The organism is Micromonospora sp. NPDC049529 (assembly GCF_055586685.1).
In genome coordinates this window covers 18,171-41,876 of record NZ_JBVJHT010000018.1, presented here as the reverse complement: position 1 = coordinate 41,876, position 23,706 = coordinate 18,171, and the positions used below count along the sequence as shown (strand labels likewise).

Sequence of the window (23,706 nt, the reverse complement as noted above, 5' to 3'; positions counted from 1 at the left end):
GCGATCCGAGCGGGGGCGCTCCACTTCGGTGGGGCGCCCCCGCCGTCTGTCCACACCGCTGCCGTACGCGGCTGGCAGACTGCCGGACATGGCTGACGTACGGCTGGTCCGGGACGACGCGTTCGACGCGCAGGACGAGGCGCCGACGCTGCTGCTGGTGCACGGGCTCGGTGCGACCGGCGCGGTCTGGCAGCGGTGGCGTCCGTACCTGGACGAACACTGGGCGGATCGTTGGCTGGCGCCGGACCTGCCCGGTCACGGCGGCGCGAAACCGGTGCCGCGCTACACGTTCGGTGCCCTGGCCGCCGCCCTCGCCGACCTGCTCGATCCCGACCGGCCGGTGGTGGTGCTCGGCCACTCGCTCGGCGGTGTGCTGGGACTCGCCCTGGCCAGCGGCTGGTTCGGCGTACGGGTCCGGACCGCGATCGGGTTGGGCGTCAAGGTGCACTGGACCGCGGACGAACTGGGCCGCGCCGGTGCGCTCGCCCGACGACCCGTCACCTGGTTCGACTCGTACGAGGCGGCGGTCGACCGGCACCTGAGGGTGTCCGGACTGGCCGGTCTGCTGCCGGTCGACGATCCGGCCGGGTCGAGCGGCGTGGTGGCCGGGGACGGGGACGGGCGGTGGCGGCTGGCCCTGGATCCGGCCGCCTTCGGGGTCGGCGAGCCGGACCTGCCGGGTCTGCTCGCGGCGGCGCGGGGCCGGGTGGTGCTGGCCAGGGGAGAACACGACCCGATGGTCACCGCGGACCAGTTGGCCCGGCTGACGCCGTCGGCGGTGACCCTGCCCGGCGTCGGCCACAACGCCCACGTCGAGGACCCGGCCCTGGTGTCCGGGCTGCTCGCCGAGGAGCTGTCGACCGGGCGCCCGGGTCGCCGCGACCCCCGGTGAGTCGGCGGGACCGCTGGTAAAGTGGCCGACGAGTGACCGGGACCGGGAAGACCGGAAACCGGTGGGAGACGAAACAGGGAGACCAGACATGGCGGGTGACGACGACATCTCCGGGTGATACCCGGACGTGATCGGCCACCGGTGGGCGCGCAGAGCGCCGACGTGGCCATGTCGTCGTTCCACCCGTCCCTGTTCCTCCGCCGGGCGACCCCGGTACGCCCGCATCACCCTCCGAGGCAATCACATGTCCGAGGCGTTCATCGTCTGCTCGAACCTCTCCTTCTCCTGGCCCGACGACACCCCGGTCTTCCGGGAGTTGTCCTTCACCGTCGGCGGCGGCCGTACGGGCATCGTCGCGCCGAACGGCGCCGGCAAGAGCACCCTGCTCCGGCTCGTCGCCGGGGAACTGCGGCCCACCGGCGGCTCGGTGACCGTCGACGGGGTGCTCGGGTATCTTCCGCAGACCCTGCCGCTGGTCGGCGACCTGACCGTGGCCGAGGTCCTGGGCATCGCCCCGGTCCTCGGCGCACTGGACGCCATCGAGTCCGGCGACGCGAGCGAGGAGCACTTCACCACGATCGGCAACGACTGGGACATCGAGGAGCGGACCCGGGCCGAGCTGGACCGGCTCGGCCTCGGCGACGTCGCCCTCACCCGGCACCTGCGCACCGTCAGCGGTGGACAGGTCGTCTCCCTCGGCCTGGCCGCCCAGCTGCTCAGGCGGCCCGACGTGCTGCTGCTCGACGAACCGACGAACAATCTCGACCTCGACGCCCGCCGCAAGCTCTACGACGTGGTCGAGGACCGGGCCGGCTGCCTGCTACTGGTCAGCCACGACCGGGCGCTGCTCGACCGGATGGACCGCATTCTCGAACTCGACCGGGGCGAGGTCCGCTCGTACGGCGGGAACTTCACCGCGTACGAGCAGGCCGTGCGCGCCGAGCGGGAGGTCGCCGAGAAGAACGTCCGAAACGCCGAGCAGGAGGTCAAACGGGAGAAGCGGGAGATGCAGCAGGCCCGCGAGCGGGCCGAACGTCGGGCCGGCAACGCCTCCCGGAACCTCAGGAACGCCGGCCTGCCGAAGATCTTCGCCGGGACGATGAAACGGGGGGCGCAGGAGTCGGCGGGGAAGTCGAACACGACGCACGCCGCGCGGGTCGGCGACGCGAAGGCCCGACTCGACGAGGCCGGCCGCGCCCTGCGCGACGAGGCCGGCCGCGCCCTGCGCGACGAGCAGCGGATCACGCTGGAACTGCCCGACACCAGGGTCCCGGCCGGGCGTACGGTCTTCCTCGGCGAGCGGATGCAGGTCCGGTACGGCGAGCGCGCCCTCTTCGCCGACGAGGGCGTCGACCTGAGCATCCGGGGGCCCGAGCGGATCGCCCTGACCGGGCCGAACGGTGCCGGCAAGTCCACTCTGCTGCGAATGGTCAACGGCGACCCGGAGCCGGCGGGCGGCGAGATCAGGCGGGCCGACGGCCGGATCGCGTACCTGTCCCAACGGCTGGACCTGCTGGATCCCGACCGGACGGTGGCGGAGAACCTGGCCGCCTTCGCACCGGCGATGCCGGAGGCGGCGCGGATGAACCTGCTCGCCCGGTTCCTGTTCCGGGGCGCCCGCATCCACCTTCCGGTCGGGGTGCTCTCCGGTGGTGAACGGCTGCGGGCCACCCTGGCCTGTGTCCTGTTCGCCGAACCGGCGCCCCAGTTGCTGCTGCTGGACGAGCCGACGAACAACCTCGACCTGGTCAGTGTCGACCAGTTGGAGAGCGCGCTCGACGCGTACGAGGGTGCGTTCGTGGTGGTCAGCCACGACGAACGGTTTCTCACCGAGATCGGGGTGAACCGTTGGCTGCGGCTCGACAACGGTCGGCTGTTGGAGATCCGGGCGCCCGAGGGCGACTGACCGCGTACGAACGGGCCGGACGCGGGACGGTTACCCACCCCCACGGGGTGACCGCGCCCACGTCCGGCCCGCAGCCCGGACGAACCGGTGTTACTGCCGTGCTCCGGGGCGTACCAGGTACTGCACGCCGCCGACGTCGGTCTTCGGTGCGCCGGCCCTCGACGGCCCGAACTGCACCACGTCGACGACGAACTCCTTCGACGACACGATCTCGGTCGAGAAGATCAGACTGAACTCCGGTCGTTCACCGGGGTTGAGCACCAGGTCGATGATCTTGGCGTTGGCTGCCACCACCTCCAGTTGGTTGCGGCCGACCTCGCGGATGCCCGTGCCGGGCCGTCCGGCCTGCACCCACCGGGGGAACAGGACCGGTCCCAGGTCGACGATGATCCGGCCGCCGATGTTCTGGAACGGCTCACCGCGCTGGATGATGGCGAGGTCGTTCCTGGTCACCGTCTGGGTCTCGTTGCCGATGGCGAACGGGCGCACCTGGGGGGTTCCGGGGGCCGGGTTGACCGAATCGACGTTGCGCCAGGCGATGTTGTTGTTGTTCCGGGTGTTCTCGCTGTGGCTCGGGCCGATGGAGGTCATCGGGTCGGTGGTGGAGATCCACCGGGCCTGGAGGCAGAAGTGCCCGGGGCCGGGTACGCCGTTCCAGGTGATCGTCACCGTGGTGACACCGGGGTTGGCGGTCGTCACGATGCTGTTACCGATGTGGGTCCACGCACTCTGCCAGGTCGAGCCGCCACCCGGGGTCGTACGCCAGAGCTCCACGTAGCCGGTGCTCGGTCCGCTGCCGTACGGGCCGGCGACGTTCACCTTGACGAAGACCCAGTTGGTCACTCCGACGATCGGGTTCTGGCTGGTCGCGCACTCGATCGCGGTCGGGCAGACCTTGATGTCCGGGCTGGCCCAGATCGGGTCGAGGGCGTGCGGCTCCGTACCGATGTCGCCCGCGACGTCCCGGATGTACGCGTCGGTGCGCGCCGCCACCGTGCCCCCGTCCGCGGTCGGGCCGGCCAGTGCGGCCCCGGCGGTGGCCAGGGTCATCAGTGTCGCCAACACTGTTCCGACGATCAGTCGGGGCGCCGATCGACGCCCATTTTGCCTTGAGGTGCCCATGCGAAATTCCCTTCGGTTGGTGGTGGAGTGGGCTCGGCAATGTGCCGCCCAAACGGGTGGCGGGCCGACTGAATTAATGTAGGACACAGATCAGCGACTATGTGACGAGTCATGATTCCGGTTGCCGCGCGTGCCCGGTTTTGTCGGTATGGTTGCCATTTCGAATGCCGCTCGATCGGCGCCGGAACGAGCTGTCCGTGACCGGGGTCTACAGCGGGCGCACTCCGGCCGCACGGTCCGAACGCTCCGGGGTGCTCGGCCGGCGGTGGCCCGGTCCACCGCTCGTCGTAGCCGCTGTTCGTGCTGGTCCGCACGCCTGCGGTGAGGTCGGTGGCCGGCTTCGTCTCCGTCGGTGGGCGGGTTCCCCGGCGGCCTGTCCCGGTGTCGATTCCGTCCCCGTCGGCGTCGGTCGCCCGCTGTGGTCCCGGACTTCACCGGTTCGGAGTGGACCAGTCGAAATGAGGATGCCGGTAAGTGGTACGGGTGACGAGAGATGGATGTTCGACCGTGTGGTGATCGACCGTGGTTTGTCTGCGCCGGCGGGCCGGGACACAGAAAATCGGTCGCTCATCCTCCCCAGTGAGCGACCGATTCCCGGTTGATCCGTTTAGAGCGTGCTGGTCGGTCCGGTCTCGGTCGACTGCCGCGAGAGATTGCGATAGATGGACTGTCGCAGGTCGGACCGGCTGTCCCGGTGGCGGCCGGCGTTGCGTCTGATCCGGTTGCGCCGACGTCGTCCGTCCATCATGGAATCGAAGCGCTGGTCTGCGGGGTTAGGCATTCGAGCCTTTCCGTTTGCTGTCGTCGTCCTCGGGGGCCAGGTGCCACGGGGTCTCGGTGTCCACCTCGACCTGTAGGTCCTTGACGATCTGGATGTCGATCGCGTACCCCCGGATGGTCGGTGCGTCCGCCGGGTCCGATGTATCGGTCTGGTCATCGCCGACTCGGAGATACGCTCCGTCTTGCTGGCTCACGTGTTCATTCCTTCTCTCGTAGCGAAACGGGCTTTGTGGCCAGTGCGGGTGCATCAAGATCACCTAGGGTGACCGAGACGCTACTGACCATACATCGACTGGTTTCGTCCCCCTGCAACTGTGCCCCTAAGACGGGGTGTGTCCTGGCAATAGGTGCAAAGTGGTGTGGGACCGGATTATCTTCCTGAATAGCAGTCCGGGAGTGGGCTGGGCGGTGAATAGGGAATGGTCGGACGAGTACGCCTCGGCGGCGATTGTCAACCACCTGAGTGGATGTCGCACAACGGGTCCGTCGCCAAGGGTTCGCGCGGCCTGTCAGTCGTATTTCCGACAGCGGTCCGTGTGGCATCGGGAATAACCTCCGGCGACCGCCGCTGTAGGCGAAAAATGTGAGGACATGATCACCGTTGTGGCGGTGGTCGTGCCGGATCAATAGTCGACTGGTCATTCGAGGGGATTGCCGTGATCACACCGGGGGAGCGCATCGCGACGACCAGAGGCGGCACTGGGACAACAGCTCCCTACCCGGGCCCCGGGAAAGGGTGGCGCCCATGACGCGGGTAGCTGACGAAAAAACCACGACCGATGGGCGAAGCGTGGCTGACAATCGAGCGGTGACCGACCGGGCGGGCGGTACCGGGATGCCGCCGGTCGCGGCGTCGGGGGCGTCCGGTGCGGGTGGCGGACCCGGGACCGGGGGGCATGACGCGGGGCCTGGTCCCGGTGACGGCAGCCGGTCGCTGGTGAAGGTCACCGTCAACCTCACCCCGCGCGCGGTGGACGCGCTCGACATCGCCTGCGGGCGTACCAGGGACACCAAGACGGACACGATCAACCGGGCGTTGGTCGTCTACAACCTGGTGCTGGAGTTGATGATGGAACAGGGCGGCGGGAGTCTCGTCCTGCAGAACCGCGACGGCAGCACCCAACGGGTGCACCTGCTCTGAGCGGCCGTGACGACGGGTGCCGGGGCGCCGGGTACGGCGACACCGGCACCCGTCGTGGTCAGTTCTGCTCGGTCCGGCCCAGCCGCCAGTAGCCCATGAACGCCACCGCTCGGCGGTCCATCCCGTACTCGCCGACGAGGTGCCGGCGCAGCGTCCTGACCACGCCCGCCTCACCGGCCAACCAGGCATAGGTGACACGTTCGCCGGCCTGCGGGGCGTTGTCGGCGTCGACCGGCACCTCCCAGAGGATCTCGGTGTCGATGTCGACCTCCTCCGGGTCGACCGCCGGTGCCGGGGCGGTCGACCCGGCGCACAGCCGCTCGGCCGCCGCCCGTACGGCCGGTACGAGCCGGCTGCCGTGCTCGGCACCGTCGCGCGGCAACCAGGTCACCCGGACCCCGGACGGTCCGCGCAGGGCGAGCGTGTCGTCGGCGTACGGGACCTCCAGCACCGCCTCGCCGTGCGCGTCGGCCGGCAGCCGCTCCAGGATCGACCCGATCGCCGGTACGGCGGTCTCGTCGCCGGCCAGCAGCAGCTGGTCGGTTCCGGCCGGCGGGTGGAATTCGAGCCCGCCGTGCACGCCCGGGTAACCCGCGTCCGGGCCGAGGAGCGCCGCTGTCGAACCGGGCCGGGCGGTGATCGCCCACCGGGCGGCCGGCCCGCCGTCGCCGTGCAGCACCAGGTCGACGTCGACCTCGGCGAGTCGCGGCCGGACCGCCCGTACGGTGTAGGTGCGGATGGGATTGCGCCGCTCGGTCGGCAGCGCCCGCCAGCGCGGGTACCAGTCGGATCCGTACGGCACGTCCGCCAGGCCGGTCTCGGGCAGTGGCAGGATGAGCTTGATCCGCTGGTCGTAGCCGTTGTCGGCGAACGCGCCGAGGTCCGGCCCGGTGAAGGTCACGCGCAGGAAACTCGGACTCAGCCGGCGGGCGTGTAACACCTCGACGCCGAAGACGCGGAACGGCTGGGTCGACGTGGCTCGCTCGGCGGTCTGGGTCACGGGGGGCTCCTGTCGTTAGGTATGGCTAACCTAACCCAAGGCTCGTGGGGATCGTCAACCCGGGCGCCGGTGAGCCGGTCATGATCGTTGGCGGGCTGCCGCCGGAGGTCGGCTCGCCCGGGCCGATTTCCGTTGCCTGGGACGGTTTTCGTGGCTGGCGCCGGGCAGGCATGATGATGGCTTCCAACCGGACGGATCGATGGTTCTCCGTGACGGGGGTCAATTGGTCGAGCGGAGGAGGAGACGTGGGGCTTTCCGAGGACAAGCAGTGGATGCCGGGCGAGGCGGACACGACCGGACCCAACCTGGCCCGGGTCTACAACGCGCTCGGGGGTGGCACGCACACCTTCGGTGCCGACCGGGAGATGGCCAACCGGCTGCTGACCGTACAGCCGGAGGTGGCGTACTGGGTGCGGACGAACCGGGCGTTCCTGGCCCGGTCAGCCAGGTACGTGTTCGAGGCCGGCATCCGGCAGGTGCTCGACGTCGGCGCGGGCCTGCTCGCCCCGGGCAGCGTGCACGACATCGCCGCGCAGGTCGCGCCGGACGCCCGCGTGCTCTACCTGGACCTGGACCCGGTGGTGGTCGCCCAGGCCAACGAGATCCTGCGGGACCAGCCACTGGTGTCGGCGTTCCGGGGCGACCTGCGCGACCCGGCCGAGGTGGTACGGCTGGCCGCCGAGGCCGGCCTGGACTTCACCCGGCCGGTGGCGATCCTGCTGGTGGCGGTGCTCCACTTCGTACAGGACTCGGACGATCCGGAGGCGATCATCGCCCGGCTCCGCGACGCCGTACCGTCCGGGTCCTACCTGGTCATCTCGCACGCCTCGCGGGCCCCGCAGCTCACCGCCGCCGGGGCGCAGGCGGAGAAGGAGTACAGCGAGCGGACCGCGCCGGTGGCGTTGCGCACCCGCGAACAGGTCGAGCGGCTCTTCGCGGGCTGGGACCTGCTGGAGCCGGGACTGGTCCAGCCGCCGTTCTGGCGTCCCGAGCCGGAGGACCTGGCCGAGCCCGCCGACGTCGAACGGGCCAAGGGGACGCCCGCCTGGGTGGGTGTGGCGATCAAACGTTGATCGCGCCGTCGCGCGGCCGGCGCCGGTTCAGTCCTTGACGGCGCCGGCGAGGCCGTTGACGAAGTACCGCTGGGCGACGAGGAACAGCACGATGACCGGTACGACCAGGATCAGCGAGCCGGCCATGATCTCGTTGTACCGGGGCACGTTGCCCGACGCGAGCATCTCCAGCGCGAGCGGCAGGGTGTAGCGGGACTCGTCGTTGAGCGAGACCCGGGTCAGCACGTACTCGTTCCAGGTCGGCACGGCGGTCAGCACCGCGATCGTGACCAGCGCCGGGCGGCTCAGCGGCAGGTACACCCGCCAGAAGATGCGTACCTCGCCGGCCCCGTCCACCCGCGCCGCGTCGTGCAACTCGCGCGGTATCGACCGGAACGCGTTGGTCAGCAGCAGCACCGTCAGCGGGGCGGTGCCGTTGACGAACGGCAGCACCAGCCCCAGGTGGGTGCCGAGGATGCCGAGCTTGTTCTCCAGGATCACCAGCGGCAGCAGCACGGTGATGCCGGGCACGAACAGCAGTGCGACGAAGAACCAGAACAGGAACCGGCGGCCGGGAAAGTCGAGCACCGCGAAGGCGTACGACGCCAGGCTGTAGACGACCAGCACGCCGAGCACGGTCAGCCCGGTCACCCGCAGGCTGTTGAGCAGGTAGTCGAAGAAGTGCAGCCGGCTCCACGTCTCGGCCAGGGTGTCCCAGGTCGGACGGCGGGGCACCAGGTGACCGCCGCGCAGGATCTCGTCCCGGTCCTTCAGTGCCCCGGAGACCATCCAGGCGAACGGATAGAGGCTGACCACGGCGTACAGGGCGAGGGCGACGTACGCGACGAACTGGCCGACCGACGGACGGCGGCCGGCGGCGGGCCGGAAGGTGGTCATTGGCTGCTCCGCAGCAGTCGGGCGTTGACGACGGTGAGCAGGAGCGCGGCCAGGAAGATCAGCCAGCCGAGCGCGCTGGCCACCCCGAGGGTGGGGGACAGGCCCTGGAAGAAGGCGAGCTGGTACGCCTGCAACCCGAGCACGTCGGTGTGCCCGCCCGGTCCACCGTTGGTCATCAGCAGGAAGATCTGGAAGCCCTGCATGGTGTCCCGGATACCGAGCAGGGTGATCGCCGCCGTGATCGGCACCAGCAGTGGCCAGGTGATGTGCCGGACCACCCGGACGCCACCGGCCCCGTCGAGCTGCGCCGCCTCCAGCAGGTGCGGGTCGATGGCCTGCAACCCGGCGAGGTAGAGCAGCATCGCCACCGGCACACTGCCCCAGATGATGATCACGATGAGGGTGCCGAGGGCGGTGTCCGGGTCGGCGAGCCAGCCCTCGGGTCGGGCCACGCTGCCGAGCCCGACCGAGCGGAGCAGCAGGTTGATCGACCCGTCCGGTTCGAGCACGTACCGCCAGGCGTAGTAGACCGCGATCCCGGTGGTGACGTACGGCAGGAAGTAGACCGACCGGAGCAGGCCGCGCAGCCGCCGGATGGTGTTGAGCAGTACGGCCAGCGGCAGCGCCACCGCCACCGTCCCGACCGGTACGGCGAGCATCGCGATCGCGGTGTGCCAGGCGGCGGCGCGCAGCTCCGGTGCCAGGGTCGGGTCGCGGTAGAGCAGGTCGCGGTAGTTGTCCAGCCCGACCCACTCCCAGTCCGGGGTGAAGCCGTTCCACTTGGCGAAGCTGAGCGTGACGCTGTAACCGACGGTGTAGAGCCCCATGACCAGGAAGAGCGCGACGGCGGGGGCGACGAAGGCGTACCCGATGAGCCATTGCCGCCTGCCCCGCCGGCCGGCGCGGCGGGTACGGCCGGGTGACCGTCGGGACGGCCCGGTCGCGGGCCGTCCCGACGGGTCGATCGTGTTCGGCAGTGCCACCGTCTGTCCTAACCGGACTTCTGCCACATGGACGTGATCACCTTGTCGAGCTGCGCGGCGGTGGCCGCCGGGTCGGTCTCGCCCAGCGGGGAGAACCTGACCAGCGGGTCACCGACCTGCACCTCGTCGTAGTCCGGCGGCCGGAAGCTCTTGTTCGCCGCGTCGTAGGTGGCCTCCGGCGGCCCGGTGAAGTACTGCTGCAACGCGGCGAGCTTCGGCCCGAGCAGGGCGGCGGCCTGGCCGCCGAGGTCGGTCGCCGGCAGGTCCAGCGACGCCTTCGCGAACGCGCCCGACCCCTCCGGGGAGGTGAGGTGGTCGATCCACTTGATCGCCGAGGCCCGGTTCTTCGTCTGCGAGCTGACCGACAGCCCGGTCAGGGCCAGCGGGGCCAGCCGCAGGTCGGTGACCTTGCCGCCGGTCGCCGGTGGGATCGGGAAGGTGACCAGGTTCTCCGCCGGCATGCCGTTCTGGGCCAGGAAGGCCAGGGTGAAGGTGCCGCCGATGTTGAACGCCGACTTGCCCTGGGCGAACGCCACGTCGGCGTCGTCGATGCCGAGCGCGGTCACCCCGGCGATCCAGTGTGGGGTGAGTTGCTGGTAGAGCCGGAGCGTCGCCAGGCCGTCCGGGCTGGCGAAGCCCTGCGCGGGGTCCTTGTCGAACAGTGCCTCGAAGCCGGCCTGGCCGAGGTAGGCGAAGGCGAGCTGTTCGTAGATCCAGTTGAAGCCGGTCTGGCTCACCTTCAGCCCCAGCGACAGGCCGCCCTGCTTGGGATCGGCGGTGCCGGTCGCCTTGAGGTAGCCGATGAACTCCTCCCACGTGCGCGGCGGGGTGTCCGGGTCGAGCCCGGCGGCCTTCATCTTCTCCCGGTTGCCGTAGACGATGCCGAACGTGCCGGCGGTGAACGGCACGCTGAACAGGCTGCCGACCTTGGCGTTCCTGACCTCTTCCTGCTCGGCCCGGCGCTTCTCGGTGACCAGCCCGGCGGCGCGGGTGCCGGGCAGGAAGCGTTGCAGCGCCGACTCCGGGAAGTCGGGGGCGAGGTCGCCGAGGAGTCCGGCGCCGCCGACCCGCAGGTCCTCGCCACCGGCGTGCAGTTCGAGTACGTCCGGCAGGTCACCGGTCTGCGCCGCGCTCTGGATCTTGCTGGTGAAGACGTCGTCCGGGGTGTACGCCTCGATCTCGACGTTGATCCCGGTCTTCGTCCTGAACTCGGCGGCCACCTGTTCCAGCGCCGCGACGTGGGTGTTCTTGAAGGTCCACATGGTCACCGACCCGTCGGTCGGGTCGGCGCTGTCGTCGTTGCCGCAGGCGGTCATGCCGAGTGCCAGCGTCGCCGCGGCGACGCCGGCGAACACCCTGCGGCGGGCCGCCGATGATCTGCTCATGGTCACGGTCTGCTCCCCAGGAGGTCGGGTGGGTCGGGTGCGCCAGGACTGCGGGTGATCACCTTCTTCGCGGGCTAGTCATCCGAGCTATCCCACCCCCGGAGGCGGCCGGCATCGCGCCGATCCGGAGCATTACCCCTGGCCAGGACGGGTAGGCATCCGATGTTTATCGCAGGTTACGAGCATCACGACGAAGAAACAAGATGTCGGTAAATATTCATGGAGTTTGCCTGCCCGGCGCCCGTGGTGATCCGGTCAGCCCTCGTCCGATCGCCCCTGGTCGAGATTTTGCTCCCGGTCGTTCGATTGTTTCATACATCGATCCTTGTATTGCGGTCATGTGAACAAAGCTGGCAGGATGACCGTGATCGGCCCGAGGGCGTACGCCCCGCAGGCCGACGGTCCCGGCGCGCGCCGCAGTCACCCCTCGCCCCGGTACGACGCGGTACCGATCCCCGCTGCATCACGAAAGGGAGTGCACCCATGGCAGTCTCCCGCCGCAGGTTCATGTCCTCGGTCGTGGCCGGCTCGGCCCTGGCCGCGGTCTCCACCTCGGAACTGCTCGCCGCCGCCGCCCGTCCCGCCCACGCGGCCAGCCCGCCCGGCGACGTCGTCGGCAAGATCTCGGTGGGATACCAGGGCTGGTTCTCCGCCCCCGGCGACGGGGCACCGATCGGCGGCTGGTGGCACTGGAGCCGGGACCGGTTCCAGTCACCCTCGCCGAGCAACACCACGATCGTGTCCTGGCCGGACAACCGCGAGTACACCCGCACCTACAACACCGCGTACCCGAACCTCGGCAACGGCCAGCCGGCGGCCCTGTTCTCCTCCTACGACCAGCAGACCGTCGACACCCACTTCCGCTGGATGCAGGAGCACAACTGCGACACCGCCGCCCTCCAGCGCTTCAACCCGTTCGGCGACGAGGGACCCACCCGCGACGCCATGGCGGTCAAGGTCCGTGGCGCGGCGGAGCGCTTCGACCGCAAGTTCTACATCATGTACGACGTCACGAGCTGGACGAACTTCCAGTCCGAGTTGAAAACCGACTGGACAACGAAGATGTCCGCGCTCACCGCCTCACCCGCGTACGCCCGGCAGAACGGCAAGCCGGTGGTCTGCATCTGGGGCTTCGGCTTCAACGACAGCGGCCGCCCGTTCCCGCCGGCACCCTGCCTGGAAGTCGTCAACTGGTTCAAGGCGCAGGGCTGCTACGTGATCGGCGGCGTGCCGACCTACTGGCGTACCGGGGTCAACGACTCCCGGCCCGGCTTCCTCGACGTCTACCACGCCTTCAACATGATCTCGCCGTGGATGGTCGGCCGGACCGGGACCCTGGACGGGCTCGACTGGTTCTACACCAACGTCAACGTCCCCGACCAGGCCGACTGCAACGCGCACGGCATCGACTACCAGCCCTGCGTCATGCCCGGTGACCTCTCCTCCGGCCACCGCTACCACGGCGACTTCTACTGGCGGCACCTCTACAACATGATCCGGGTCGGCGCACAGGGCCTCTACGTGTCCATGTTCGACGAGTACAACGAGGGCAACCAGATCGCCAAGACCGCCGAGAGCGCCGCCTGGGTGCCGGTCGGCGCCGGCATCCGCGCTCTCGACGAGGACGGCACCGCCTGCTCCTCCGACTACTACCTGCGGATCACCGCCGACGGCGGGCGGATGCTCAAGGGGCAGCTTGCCCTCACCCCGGTCCGACCGACCCAGCCGATCGTCGGCGGCGGTGGCCCCGACCCCGGCCCGACCAACCTCGCCGCCGGCAAGCCGACCACCGCCAGCAGCCAGAACGGCCCGTACCCGGCGGGCAACGCGGTGGACGGCAACCCGGCCAGCTACTGGGAGAGCAGCGGCGCCCTGCCGCAGTGGTTCCAGGTGGACCTGGGCGCCAGCGCGGGCGTGAGCCGGGTGGTGCTGCGCCTGCCGTCCGGCTGGGGCAGCCGCAGCCAGACGATCGCCGTACAGGGCAGCACGAACGGGTCCAGCTTCACCACCGTCGTCGGCGCGACCGGTTACCAGTTCGATCCCGCCAGCGGCAACACGGTCACCATCAACTTCGCCACCGCGAACCTGCGCTACCTGCGACTCACCGTCTCCGCCAACACCGGCTGGGCGGCGGCGCAACTGTCCCAGGTCGAGGTCTACGGCGTCGTCGTCAGCGAACCGGGCGCCCCGCCGACCGCACCGGGCGCGTTGAACGTCACCGCCAAGACGGCGACCAGCGTGTCGCTCGCCTGGAGCGCGTCCACCGACGACGTCGGGGTGACCGGCTACCAGGTCCGCCAGGGTGGCACCGTGGTCGGCTCGCCCACCGGTACGTCGTACACGGTCGGTGGGTTGAGCCCGGCGACCGCGTACAGCTTCTCGGTGGTCGCGCTGGACGCGGCGGACAACGTCTCGCCGCCGTCGAACACGGTGGCCGTCACCACCGACGCCGCACCGCCGCCCACGACGAACCTGGCGCTGAACCGGCCCACCGCCGAAAGCGGCCATGTCCAGGCGTACGGCTCGTCCAACGTGGTCGACGGCAACCCGAACACCTACTGGGAGAGCCCCGGCAACGCCTTCCCGCAGTGGGTGCAGGTCGACCTCGGCGCGGCGACCCCGGTACGCCGGGCCGTGCTCAAGCTGCCGCCGTCATCGGCCTGGGCGACCCGCAACCAGACGGTGACCGTGCAGGGCAGCACCAACGGGTCGACCTTCACCACCATCACCGGCCCGAGCAGCGTCACCTTCAACCCCGCCAGCGGCAACACCGCGACCATCGCCCTGCCCGCGACCAGCCCCCGCTACCTGCGGGTGGTCGTCACCGCCAACACCGGCTGGCCCGCCGCCCAACTGTCGGAACTGGAGATCTACAGCACCCCCTGACCCGCCCACCGGCCCGGACCAACACGGTCCGGGCCGGGTGCCGGTCGTGGGTGGCCGTCACGCCCCTGGTCGAGTTCGGGTCCGGAACGGGGCGAGGGTGGCACGGATCCGGTCGGCCGCCTCCCAGTCGTCGTCGAACTGGGCCAGTACGGCGAGATGCTGTCGGAGCTGGACGATCGGCATCCGTGACCGCCATTCGCGGTCGAGCGCGGTCAGCTCCGCGTAGACCTCGAAGAACCGCTCCAACGCCGCCCGGTGCCCGGAATCGAGGGCCGCGTCCACGCGAGGCTGCCCGAGCCATCGGAGCAGCCGGTGCTCCGCGAAGAAGGCGAAGCCGTCGTCGTCCAGGTGTTGCTCCGTCGGCGGCGGCCCAGCCAGTTGTCCCGGTGCCATCCGAAGCGCGCACGGGTCGTGCTCAGGTGCAGGCGGGCGAGCATGTGCGCGAACCGCTCCCAGAATGTCCCGCCGCCCGGCCTCGGTCGCAGCACCGACAACACCAGCAGCTTCCGGTCCGCCACGATCACCTCGGGTGTCGCCACGCCACCGAGGTCACGCAGGGCGGCCAGCCCTTCGGCCTCCGCGACGAAGATGTCGTCGGCCGGCGCCTCGGCGAACGCCTTGACGAACACCGCCGGCGCGTCCCGACGGGTGGCTATGCCCGCGAGGGCCGCGAGCCCACCGGTCGCCGGCTCCACCGAGACGACATCGCGCAGTTCGGTTCGTCGGACTCAGCTCACTGGACGCCGAATCCGGGAGACGGAATAATGATTCGCCACGACAATTATCCGACTGGGGAAGCTGGATGAGCGAGCGACTCGGGATCACGGAAACCATTGCAGCGCTCCGTGCCGAGCTGGCCGAGGCGGCAAAGGCGGCGTCCGACGAAAACCTGAGCTTCGAGGTCGGTCAGGTGCAGTTGGAGTTCCACATTGGGGTGAAGCGCGAGGCCAAGGCCAAGACCGGGGTGCGGTTCTGGGTGGTGGAGTTCGGTGGCGAGGGTGGGTATGCCAAGGAGCAGATCCAAAAGCTGACCGTCACCCTTCAGGTCCTGGGTAAGGACGACGACTCGGTACGCATCACCAAGACTGACGGCGAGCGGTATTGACCGGGCCACGTGTCGACACCGTCGGCGTGGCCAGGGTCGACTGCCAGTGGGCCACGAAACGGGAGATCGGCTCCGGTTACCTCGTCGCGCCGGGCATCGTGCTCACCGGCGGCCACGCCGTCGGCTACGGCGCGCCGGACGCGACCGTCTCGGTCAGCTTCCTCGACGGCACGACGTACCCGGCCACCGTGCTCATCAGCGGCGTCAAGAACGGGCCCGACCTGGCGTTGCTCAAGCTGACCGGACCCGGGCCCACGCTGCCGCCGGTGCGGTTCGGCGACGTCGACCGCACGTGGACCGGCGAGATCTCCGACTGCGTGGCCGTCGGCTTTCCTACCTGGAAACCGAACGAGACCGCACAGATCAAGGGAGTCATTCGCACGGCGGCAAACCTCGGGATCAACAAGATCGGCCCGCTCGAGCTGCACATCGACAGCATGCCGAGAGATCGGAGCGTGCCCGGCAAGTCGGCGTGGGCGGGCATGTCCGGCGCCGTCGTGTTCGCTCCCGGACCGGACGGCACGCCGGTCGCCCTCGGCGTGGTGACCATCCACCACCTCCCGGAGGGCAACAGCACTCTGACCGTCGCACCGCTGACCGCGTTGCCCGGCCGGGAGATCTGGCACCGGCACCTCGAAATCGTCACGTCCATCCGCTTCCCGATCGCCCGGCCGACGGTGCCCCCGGTGGTCGACCCCCATCGGTCGTCGCCGGCCCGAGTGGCACAGATCGCCCGCGATCACCGGTGGGAGCGCGACAAGGTACAGAGCCACCGCAAATACCTGACGGAGAGTGCCCTGCCATTCGTCAGCCCGGGGCGAAACCACGCCGCGGATCCCGTGAATCTGTGGAACCGCCTCTCGGCCAGACGACACCGTAGCGACCGCACGCGGATCCGCGGGGTGCTACTGGTCGGAGCGGCGGGTGCCGGCAAGACCCGAACGTGTTACGAGGTGGCGGCGCGCGCCGAGAAGCACGGCTGGCGGGCGCTGCACATCGTGGACTCGGCGGCGTCCACCGAAGAACTCGTGTCGGCGGTGCGAAGTCAGGACGCTGCGGGCGTGCTGCTCGTGTTCGACTACTTCGACACATTCAGCTGGGATCCGACAGCGTTCGCCGAATTGCTCTTCGACACCGAGGCGAAAGTTCCCGAGGTCGCGTGCATCGCGGCCGTGCGCCCGGGGGGCCTGAAGACGGCCAGGCACATCTCCCTCGGCTGGTTCGACGAGATCCTCCTCCTTCAGGACGAGGCGCACCAGGATGCCATCGCGCGCGCCATCTTCAAGAAGGTGGCGCCGGGTGCGCTGAAACACTTCGATGACCGGGTGCCCATCGAGATCTGTGGCAGACGCCCGATCATCACGCTGCTGATCGCCCAACAGCTCGAATCCTGGATGCCGCTGAACCGGCTCGACCTGTCGGGGCTGCGCCGGAAGGCGGGACTGCTGGACTGGTTGCATCGCCGCACCCGCGAAGACTTCGCCTCCGGTGAGGCCGTCGGTCCGGGACCGGTGCAGGCCAACGACTGGTTGCTCGCCTCTGCGGTCGCCGCGTCGGCCTGTACCCAACGGAGAACAGCGGTGGAAGCCGCCGTCACGTCGTTCCTCGACAGCGGCAGGACGACCACGCACGCCGACGCGGACGATATCGTCAGTCGGCTGACCTCGCTGGGCTGGTTAGTGGAGACCGGTGACGACGAGCTGGATGTCGTACACGACATCGTCGTCGACCAGTTGCTCGACGAGTCACTGATCGCGGACGCGGTGTCCGTCGAGGGCCGGGTGGCCCGGCGGTTGCTTTCCGCGCTGCTCGTTGACGCCCGTACCTTCGGTCGCGCCGCACGGCACGTCAGTCGATGGACCGCCGATCTCGAACCCTCCCAACAGCTGCAAGTGACCCGGATCTGCGAAAAATGGCTCTCGGTGAACGCCGGTCGCGTCCTCCGGATGCTTGCCGACCCCGACCACCTGGATGACGGTTACCGGGCGCTGTTGACCATGATGTCCACTTCGCCGTGGCATCCCGGCGTGGTGGCCAACTGGGACAGTCTCGTCGAACCGTGGTTGCGGCAGGTCACCACCATCGCCCCGAGCCTGGTGCACGACCTGTTCGCCAGCGCGATGCGCGCGATGGTCGGCGACCTGCCCGAGCCGCTGGTCGAGACGGTTCGGGCGTGGTTGGACGACCACCACACCGACCGGATGGCGTACCCGGTTCTCGAGCGCCTCCTTCGGGCCGCGACCTTCACACCCTGGGCGGACGACGTTGCCAGCCAGGCGTTGGCCTGGCTGGACCACAACCCCGGGGAGTGGGGAACGTCGTACGTGCTCGCCGGCCTGTTCGCCGCGCGCGGCCTGTCACCGGAACTGGTGACGCGGGCCGTCGACGGGGCCAGGGCCTGGATGCCGACCCGGCTCGACTCGTCGAGTATCAGCTTCGTGCTCCGACACTGGCTGAGAAACGACACCCTGGAGGCCGGTCACGCGCGCAAGGGCGTGGAGTTGGGGCTTGCCTGGTTGGCGGGCCGCCAGGGCGCCATGCCGGCCGCGTCATTCGTACTGAGCCCACTGCTGAAGCACCCCGAGGTGGACGATTCCGAACTGCCGGACCTGGTGGAGAAGACGGTGGCCTGGATCGGTGTCCACGGCACCCGCCAGGAGGCTTCCTTCGTGCTGCGGGCATTGCTCACCTGTAGGTACGTACCCGATCGGGTGCAGGCACTGGATTTCGCCCTCGACTGGCTCAAGTTGCACTGCGCGAACGATTCGGCCGAGCTGTTGATCTGTGCGGTCATGGCCAACGGGTTGCTGCGCGGACCGGCTCACGATGCGGCCGTGGACTACAGCCTCGTCTGGCTGAACACCCCCCATGGGAAGAGCGAGCACGCCTCGTTCGTCCTACAGGGGGTGTTGAACGGCTTGAAGGCGGGCAGCGAGCGCCGCGGCGATGTGCTCGAGGTGGCATTCGAATGGCTCGGAGCGCACCGCAGCTCGGACGGCTTCTCGTTCGTCCTGGCGCCGTTTCTCCGTGTCGCCGCATCCTCGACCGGTCAGTACGACTGGCTGGTCGAGGACGCCCTCGACTGGCTTGACGAGGACGTCGCGAACGACCGTACGTCGTTCCTCCTTGAGGGTCTGTGCTCCCCGCAGTACCTGCGAGCGGACGGCAGGTACGCCGAACGCATAGTGGAACGCGCCACCGCCTGGTTCGGGACCGAACCCGACGACCAGAAAGTGGTCCACGTCGGGGTGCCGTTACTCCAGCATGCGGAGCTGAATTCGAGGCAGCTCGACATTGTCGCGCCCCGGGTGTTGAACTGGCTGGACGCTTACCCGGAACATCGCAAGGCTAGGACGTTTCTGAACTTCCTTGCCAAACAACAAGGCTTCCTTGCACCCGTGGTGGCCGGGCGGCTCGCCGATTACGTCCTGCTGCGAATCGATCAACTCGGCAGGGACGCGAAGGCCACCCTCTTGACGAAATTGCTCCGACGGGGCGATGTCCCGCAGCCACAACTGAGCAAAGTCATCCAAGAGGCATTGGAGTTCCTGGACGACTCCACCTCGAGGAAACACGTCAACAAATTGTTGCACGGCTTGGTCCTCCAACGGCAGGTGAGCTCGACGCAGAGCAGAAGGATCGCCGATTACGCCCTGACCTGGCTGGAGACCCAGGACGCCACGAACTTTTTCCAGGCGATCCTAGAGGGACTGTCTGAAATGCCCGAACTCGACGAAGTGCGTCGCGCGCGGATCGGCCGCGCAGGTGACACCCTTCGCGAGTCGACCCAGCCGTGACGAGACGGCCCGGGGCAGTCGGTCGCCGGACTTCTGTCCCACCACCATCCGCCCCGAGCCGGCAAGCGGATCAGGCGGAGCGGACGCCGGTGGCGAGGTCTCTGGCGATGGCTTCGACGGCGGCCAGGGCGGAGGGACGGTCGGGCGCGTCCAGCATGGCGCGGACGAAGGCCGAGCCGACGATGACGCCATCGGCGAAGGCGGCGACCTGCGCTGCCTGGATCCCGTTGCTCACCCCGAGACCGACACAGACCGGCACGTCGGTCACCCCCTTGACCCGTTCGACCAGGTCACGGGCACCAGCACCGACCGAGTTGCGTTCGCCGGTCACGCCCATCAGCGAGGCGGCGTAGACAAAACCACGCGACGCGTTCGCCGTCATCGCCAGCCGTTGCGGGGTGGAGGTGAGCGCCACCAGGTAGACCCGGTCCAGGTCGTGCGCGTCCGACGCGGCCTGCCACGGCTCGGCCTCGTCCGGAATCAGGTCGGGCGTGATCAGCCCCGAACCACCGGCGTCGGCGAGGTCGGTGGCGAACCGGTCGACGCCGTACCGATCGACCAGGTTCCAGTAGGTCATCACCAGCGCGGGCGCACCGGCGTCGACCACCCCGCGTACGGCGGTGAAGGCGTCCTGCGTACGCGTGCCGGCCGCCAGTGCCGCCTCGGTGGCCCGCTGGATCACCGGCCCGTCCATCAGCGGATCCGAGTACGGCAGGCCCACCTCGACGATGTCCACGCCCCCGGCGACCATCGCCCGCATCGCGGCGACGGAGGTCTCGACGTCGGGGAACCCGACCGGCAGGTAACCGATCAGCGCGGCGCGGCCCTCGGCCCGAGCCTTCTCGATGGTCGTACGGACGGTCACTTGGCCGCGTCCTCTCCGTGCGCCGCGTCGGCCGCGTCGGCCGGTGCGGAGGTGGTGGCGTCCGGCGCGGGCGCGCCGTCGAGCAGACCGAAGTACCGGGCGGCGGTGTCGACGTCCTTGTCACCGCGACCGGAGAGGTTGACCAGGATCACCCCGTCCGGGCCGAGCCGGCGACCCTCGCGGATCGCGCCGGCCAGGGCGTGCGCGCTCTCGATCGCCGGGATGATCCCCTCCGTACGGGAGAGCAGCAGGAACGCCTCCATCGCGTCGGCGTCGGTCACCGCCTCGTAGCGGCCCCGGCCGATCTCGTGCAGCCAGGAGTGCCCCGGTCCGACGCCGGGATAGTCGAGGCCGGCCGAGATCGAGTGGCTCTCCACGGTCTGCCCGAACTCGTCCTGGAGGATGAAGGAGCGGCTGCCGTGTAGCACACCGGGTGCGCCGCCGCTGATCGCCGCCGCGTGCCGGCCGGTGTCGACGCCGTCGCCGCCCGCTTCCAGCCCCAGCAGTTCGACCTCGGTGTCGTCGAGGAATGCCTGGAAGATCCCCATCGCGTTGGACCCGCCGCCGACGCAGGCGCAGATCACGTCCGGCAGCCGGCCGACCAGGTCGAGTATCTGCTGCCGGGCCTCGATGCCGATGATCTTCTGGAAGTCGCGGACCATGGACGGGAACGGGTGTGGCCCGGCCACCGAACCGATCAGATAGTGCGTGTTGTGCACGTTGGTGACCCAGTCGCGCATGGCCTCGTTCATCGCGTCCTTGAGGGTGCGCGAGCCTGCGGTGACCGGGATGACGGTGGCGCCCAGCAGCTCCATCCGGGCCACGTTCAGGGCCTGCCGCCGGGTGTCCTCCTCGCCCATGTAGACCACGGCTTCGAGGCCGAGCAGGGCGGCGGCGGTCGCCGTGGCCACCCCGTGCTGGCCGGCGCCGGTCTCGGCGATCACCCGGGTCTTGCCCATCCGTACGGTGAGCAGCGCCTGCCCCAGCACGTTATTGATCTTGTGGGAGCCGGTGTGGTTCAGATCCTCGCGCTTGAGGATGATTCGGGCACCACCGGCGTGCGCGGCGAACCGGGGCGCCTCGGTCAGGATGCTCGGCCGGCCCGAGTAGCTGCGGTGCAGTTCGTCGAGCTGGGCGACGAACTCCGGATCCACCAGTGCCGTCCGGTACGCGGTGTCCAGCTCCTCCAGCGCCGCGATCAGCGCCTCGGGCACGAACCGCCCGCCGAACCGGCCGAAGTACGGGCCGTCCTGCGCGGAGAGCGGGGCGGCCGAAGCCGCGGGATCCTGTGCGGTGTTGTCGACAGTCTGAGTCACCGGGTCCTCATCAGTTCGAATCGTTCGGGCGCGATCAGCTCGGATCGTCGGGTCGCGGCGGCGGGGCGGTGGTCCGGGTCGGACGGCTCACCGACCGGGGTGCCGCCGCCGGCCGCTCGGCGATGAAGATCGCCCTGGCCGGGCCACCTTCTGGCTGCGGTCAAGCCTACTGACCGCGTTGAGCTGCCCCGGCGCACCGGATCCGGCCCTTCCCGAGGATCAGGACGCCGACCCGGCCCCGGGACCGGGATACCGATCTTCGCGAAGATCAGGAGGTCGGGCGCGGGGCGCTGGCGAGTCCGGGTGGCGCGCTGGCCAGCGCCGCCTGGATCGCGGCGACCAGGGCCAGCGCCGACTCCTCGGTCAACTCCACCGCCACCCGCGCGGCCGGACCGGCGGCCGGATTGACCAGGTCGATGTTGACCGTGTGCTCGTACGGGGCGTGCTGCGGGTGGTCGACGTAGACCGTTGCCCCGGTCAGCCCGAACCAACCGGTCGGGCCCTTGCCGCTGCCGTCGATCTCGATCTTCTCGGTGACGTACGTGCACATCTGCGGCTCCTCAGGCGCTCAGGTGACGGTCGAACCAGGTGAAGATCTTCTGCCAGCCGTCGACCGCCGCCTGCGGGCGGTAGCTGGGCCGGTCGACGGCGAAGAAGGCGTGACCGGCGTTGTCGTACGTGTGGAACTCGAAGGTCTTGCCGAGTCGGGTCAGCTCCCGCTCCAGTTCCCCGGTCTGCTCCGGCGACGGATACCGGTCCTCGGCGCCGAAGAGCCCGAGCAGCGGGGCGGAGAGCCGGTCGGCCATGCCCAGCAGCGGCTGGAACGTCGACGGCATGCCCTCCGGCGGGGTGCCGACCACGAACGCGCCGTAGCAGTCCACCGCCGCGTCGAGCGGCAACTGGCAGGCGGCCAGGAACGCCTGCCGACCGCCGGAACAGTGCCCGATCACGCCGACCTTCCCGTTGCTCGACGACAGCCCCCTCAGGTACGCCGCCGCACCGGCCACGTCACCGACCAGCCGTACGTCCGGCACCCCGCCATTGGCGCGGGCGGCCGCCGCCGCGTCGTCGGGACTCGCGCCGGGCGCCTCCCGGCTGTGCAGGTTGGGGCAGAGGGCCAGGTAACCGTGGTGGGCCAGGCGACGGGTCATCTCCTTCGTCGCCTCGTCGTAACCGGGCATGTGGTGGATCACGACAACCGCGCCGTACGGGCCGGGGCCCAACGGGCGGGCCAGGTAACCCTCGATCACGTCGGCGTCCGCCCCGGTGAGAGTGACCGTCTCGGCCAGCATCGCGTCGTACATGATGGCTCCCGATTTCCGCGTCTTCGCGTACCTTGGCCGTTATTCCGGCCCGGACGCGGCCAGCTTAGATCAACTGGGCCGACCGGCCCCGCCCGGACTCACTCCCAGGAGGGAGGCCCGGTGGTACGCCCACGGCGGATACTGGGCCGATGGTGGAGCGCGCACGCCGGCTGGCCGACTGGTTCCGGTCCCGGCCACCGCTGGTCGTGGACGCACTCATCGCCATCGCCTGCTATCTCGTCGTCACGATCAACGCGTTCACCGGCGGGCACGCCGAACCGTGGGCGTTCGTGGTCGCCGGGCTGACCGCCGTACCGCTGCTCTGGCGCCGGCAGTACCCGTTCGCGGTCACGGCACTGGTCGGCGTCGGCACCACCGTCCTGGCCTTCGGGCAGTCCCTGGGCAACATCCCGGCCGGTCAACTGGTCGCCACCTACACGTTCGCCGCGCTGAGCCCCGCGCTGCACCGGCTGGTCCTGCTGCTCGGCACGACGGTCGGCATCCTGGTCACGGTGGTTCCCAAGGAGGACGTGTTCGCCTTCGGCACCGCCGGCATCGTGTTCGTCGTCGCGTACTCGCTCGGCACCAGCGCCCGCGCCCGTCGGGACCGGATCGCCATGCTGGAGGAGCGGGCCCACCGGCTCACCGAGGAACAGGCGGCGGCCGCCGCCCGGGAACGGGAACGGATCGCCCGCGAGGTGCACGACATCCTCGCCCACTCGATGAGCCTGGTGGTGGTCCAGGCCGAAGCCGGACCGGTGGTCGTGCGTACCGACCCGGACAAGGCCGAGGAGGTCTTCGACACCATCTCGGCCACCGCCCGCGAGGCGCTGCGTCAGTTGCGCCGCGCGCTCGGCGTACTCCGGTCCGACGGCGCGGCCCGGCAACCCCAGCCGGACCTCGACGCGGTCGGTCCGCTGGTCGACGGCGCCCGCCGGACCGGTCTGACCGCAACCCTCGAAGAGTACGGCCAGCGCCGCCCGATGCCGGCCGACCTCGGTGTCACCGCCTACCGGATCGTCCAGGAGTCCCTGACCAACACGGTCCGGCACGCCCGCGCCGGGCAGGTACGGGTCCGCCTCGACTGGCGCGACACCGCCCTGCGACTGGAGGTCAGCGACGACGGGCGGGGCGCGTCCGGCAGCGGCAACCCGGCCGGGCACGGCCTGATCGGGATGCGCGAACGGATCAGCACCATCGGCGGCGAGCTGACCACCGGCCCCGGACCCGACGGGGTCGGCTTCCGGGTCGTGGCGACCCTGCCCCTGCGATAGG

19 protein-coding genes and 1 pseudogene are annotated in these 23,706 nt (G+C 69.8%); 8 read left to right on the top strand and 12 right to left on the bottom strand.

What is annotated here, in order from left to right:
• Positions 1–88: 88 nt before the first annotated feature.
• Both ACZ6QQ_RS27880 and abc-f read left to right on the top strand, forming a co-directional pair.
• Positions 89–892, top strand: coding sequence for an alpha/beta fold hydrolase (locus ACZ6QQ_RS27880; RefSeq protein WP_465880306.1), 804 nt, complete (start codon positions 89–91; stop codon positions 890–892).
• A gap of 244 nt (positions 893–1,136) precedes the next feature.
• On the top strand, positions 1,137–2,798 hold the full coding sequence (gene abc-f / locus ACZ6QQ_RS27875) for a ribosomal protection-like ABC-F family protein (protein ID WP_465880305.1): 1,662 nt from the start codon (positions 1,137–1,139) through the stop codon (positions 2,796–2,798).
• Between the two features lie 90 nt (positions 2,799–2,888).
• On the opposite strand, the gene ACZ6QQ_RS27870 is transcribed toward abc-f, so the two are convergent.
• Together ACZ6QQ_RS27870 and ACZ6QQ_RS27865 are read right to left on the bottom strand one after the other, a co-directional pair.
• On the bottom strand, positions 2,889–3,863 hold the full coding sequence (locus tag ACZ6QQ_RS27870) for a hypothetical protein (protein WP_465880304.1): 975 nt from the start codon (positions 3,861–3,863) through the stop codon (positions 2,889–2,891).
• Positions 3,864–4,693: 830 nt separating this feature from the next.
• A complete protein-coding gene (locus tag ACZ6QQ_RS27865) occupies positions 4,694–4,894 on the bottom strand; it encodes a hypothetical protein (protein WP_465880303.1) in 201 nt (66 codons plus the stop codon).
• A 743-nt stretch (positions 4,895–5,637) separates the two neighbouring features.
• Between ACZ6QQ_RS27865 and ACZ6QQ_RS27860 the strand changes: the two genes are divergently transcribed.
• Positions 5,638–5,841: a hypothetical protein gene (locus ACZ6QQ_RS27860; protein ID WP_465880302.1), complete on the top strand. Its 204-nt coding sequence runs from the start codon at positions 5,638–5,640 to the stop codon at positions 5,839–5,841.
• A gap of 58 nt (positions 5,842–5,899) precedes the next feature.
• On the opposite strand, the gene ACZ6QQ_RS27855 is transcribed toward ACZ6QQ_RS27860, so the two are convergent.
• A complete protein-coding gene (locus ACZ6QQ_RS27855; protein WP_465880301.1) occupies positions 5,900–6,841 on the bottom strand; it encodes a siderophore-interacting protein in 942 nt (313 codons plus the stop codon).
• Positions 6,842–7,086: 245 nt separating this feature from the next.
• Here ACZ6QQ_RS27855 and ACZ6QQ_RS27850 point away from each other — a divergent pair, with 245 nt between their 5' ends.
• On the top strand, positions 7,087–7,914 hold the full coding sequence (locus tag ACZ6QQ_RS27850; protein ID WP_465880300.1) for an SAM-dependent methyltransferase: 828 nt from the start codon (positions 7,087–7,089) through the stop codon (positions 7,912–7,914).
• 27 nt (positions 7,915–7,941) lie between these two features.
• Here the strand turns inward: ACZ6QQ_RS27850 and ACZ6QQ_RS27845 are convergent, their stop codons facing one another.
• Genes ACZ6QQ_RS27845 through ACZ6QQ_RS27835 form a run of 3 tightly spaced genes read right to left on the bottom strand, consistent with a single transcriptional unit; the run spans position 7,942 to position 11,158 of the window.
• A complete protein-coding gene (locus ACZ6QQ_RS27845) occupies positions 7,942–8,790 on the bottom strand; it encodes a carbohydrate ABC transporter permease (protein WP_465880299.1) in 849 nt (282 codons plus the stop codon).
• Positions 8,787–9,773 carry a carbohydrate ABC transporter permease gene (locus ACZ6QQ_RS27840; RefSeq protein WP_465880298.1) on the bottom strand — a complete coding sequence of 329 codons (987 nt, stop codon included), beginning with the start codon at positions 9,771–9,773 and terminating at the stop codon, positions 8,787–8,789. The genes ACZ6QQ_RS27845 and ACZ6QQ_RS27840 overlap by 4 nt, the downstream gene beginning before the upstream one ends.
• 8 nt (positions 9,774–9,781) lie before the next feature.
• The gene (locus ACZ6QQ_RS27835; protein WP_465880296.1) at positions 9,782–11,158 is read right to left on the bottom strand and encodes an ABC transporter substrate-binding protein; all 1,377 of its coding nucleotides are present in this window, start codon (positions 11,156–11,158) and stop codon (positions 9,782–9,784) included.
• A gap of 483 nt (positions 11,159–11,641) precedes the next feature.
• Between ACZ6QQ_RS27835 and ACZ6QQ_RS27830 the strand changes: the two genes are divergently transcribed.
• Complete coding sequence (locus tag ACZ6QQ_RS27830; protein WP_465880295.1) at positions 11,642–14,044, top strand: galactose-binding domain-containing protein; 2,403 nt, start codon at positions 11,642–11,644, stop codon at positions 14,042–14,044.
• A gap of 57 nt (positions 14,045–14,101) precedes the next feature.
• Here ACZ6QQ_RS27830 and ACZ6QQ_RS27825 read toward each other — a convergent pair whose 3' ends face one another.
• Both ACZ6QQ_RS27825 and ACZ6QQ_RS27820 read right to left on the bottom strand, forming a co-directional pair.
• The gene (locus ACZ6QQ_RS27825; RefSeq protein WP_465880446.1) at positions 14,102–14,437 is read right to left on the bottom strand and encodes a hypothetical protein; all 336 of its coding nucleotides are present in this window, start codon (positions 14,435–14,437) and stop codon (positions 14,102–14,104) included.
• A 5-nt stretch (positions 14,438–14,442) separates the two neighbouring features.
• Positions 14,443–14,673 (bottom strand): annotated as a pseudogene (locus tag ACZ6QQ_RS27820) (fructosamine kinase family protein); the annotation flags it as partial.
• A 173-nt stretch (positions 14,674–14,846) separates the two neighbouring features.
• Between ACZ6QQ_RS27820 and ACZ6QQ_RS27815 the strand changes: the two are divergent.
• Both ACZ6QQ_RS27815 and ACZ6QQ_RS27810 read left to right on the top strand, forming a co-directional pair.
• The gene (locus ACZ6QQ_RS27815) at positions 14,847–15,149 is read left to right on the top strand and encodes a trypco2 family protein (RefSeq protein WP_465880293.1); all 303 of its coding nucleotides are present in this window, start codon (positions 14,847–14,849) and stop codon (positions 15,147–15,149) included.
• A gap of 26 nt (positions 15,150–15,175) precedes the next feature.
• Positions 15,176–18,946: a S1 family peptidase gene (locus ACZ6QQ_RS27810; RefSeq protein WP_465880292.1), complete on the top strand. Its 3,771-nt coding sequence runs from the start codon at positions 15,176–15,178 to the stop codon at positions 18,944–18,946.
• Positions 18,947–19,016: 70 nt separating this feature from the next.
• On the opposite strand, the gene trpA is transcribed toward ACZ6QQ_RS27810, so the two are convergent.
• The 4 genes from trpA to ACZ6QQ_RS27790 form a co-directional block, all read right to left on the bottom strand.
• On the bottom strand, positions 19,017–19,811 hold the full coding sequence (gene trpA / locus ACZ6QQ_RS27805) for a tryptophan synthase subunit alpha (RefSeq protein WP_465880290.1): 795 nt from the start codon (positions 19,809–19,811) through the stop codon (positions 19,017–19,019).
• Entirely contained in the window at positions 19,808–21,127 is a 1,320-nt protein-coding gene (gene trpB, locus ACZ6QQ_RS27800; protein ID WP_465880289.1) for a tryptophan synthase subunit beta, read from the bottom strand. The genes trpA and trpB overlap by 4 nt, the downstream gene beginning before the upstream one ends.
• 268 nt (positions 21,128–21,395) lie before the next feature.
• Positions 21,396–21,677 carry a DUF6295 family protein gene (locus ACZ6QQ_RS27795; protein ID WP_465880287.1) on the bottom strand — a complete coding sequence of 94 codons (282 nt, stop codon included), beginning with the start codon at positions 21,675–21,677 and terminating at the stop codon, positions 21,396–21,398.
• Positions 21,678–21,687: 10 nt separating this feature from the next.
• Entirely contained in the window at positions 21,688–22,431 is a 744-nt protein-coding gene (locus tag ACZ6QQ_RS27790; RefSeq protein WP_465880286.1) for a dienelactone hydrolase family protein, read from the bottom strand.
• 149 nt (positions 22,432–22,580) lie between these two features.
• Between ACZ6QQ_RS27790 and ACZ6QQ_RS27785 the strand changes: the two genes are divergently transcribed.
• Positions 22,581–23,705 carry a sensor histidine kinase gene (locus ACZ6QQ_RS27785; RefSeq protein ID WP_465880284.1) on the top strand — a complete coding sequence of 375 codons (1,125 nt, stop codon included), beginning with the start codon at positions 22,581–22,583 and terminating at the stop codon, positions 23,703–23,705.
• Position 23,706: the final 1 nt, after the last annotated feature.

Bases quoted from the DNA above. Each gene is read 5' to 3' on its own strand.
- ACZ6QQ_RS27790 (WP_465880286.1), bottom strand. From the start codon at position 22,431: ATGTACGACGCGATGCTGGCCGAGACGGTCACTCTCACCGGGGCGGAC.
- ACZ6QQ_RS27795 (WP_465880287.1), bottom strand. From the start codon at position 21,677: ATGTGCACGTACGTCACCGAGAAGATCGAGATCGACGGCAGCGGCAAG.
- ACZ6QQ_RS27880 (WP_465880306.1), top strand. From the start codon at position 89: ATGGCTGACGTACGGCTGGTCCGGGACGACGCGTTCGACGCGCAGGAC.
- ACZ6QQ_RS27835 (WP_465880296.1), bottom strand. From the start codon at position 11,158: ATGAGCAGATCATCGGCGGCCCGCCGCAGGGTGTTCGCCGGCGTCGCC.
- ACZ6QQ_RS27785 (WP_465880284.1), top strand. From the start codon at position 22,581: ATGGTGGAGCGCGCACGCCGGCTGGCCGACTGGTTCCGGTCCCGGCCA.
- abc-f (WP_465880305.1), top strand. From the start codon at position 1,137: ATGTCCGAGGCGTTCATCGTCTGCTCGAACCTCTCCTTCTCCTGGCCC.
- ACZ6QQ_RS27845 (WP_465880299.1), bottom strand. From the start codon at position 8,790: ATGACCACCTTCCGGCCCGCCGCCGGCCGCCGTCCGTCGGTCGGCCAG.
- ACZ6QQ_RS27830 (WP_465880295.1), top strand. From the start codon at position 11,642: ATGGCAGTCTCCCGCCGCAGGTTCATGTCCTCGGTCGTGGCCGGCTCG.
- ACZ6QQ_RS27825 (WP_465880446.1), bottom strand. From the start codon at position 14,437: ATGGCACCGGGACAACTGGCTGGGCCGCCGCCGACGGAGCAACACCTG.
- ACZ6QQ_RS27815 (WP_465880293.1), top strand. From the start codon at position 14,847: ATGAGCGAGCGACTCGGGATCACGGAAACCATTGCAGCGCTCCGTGCC.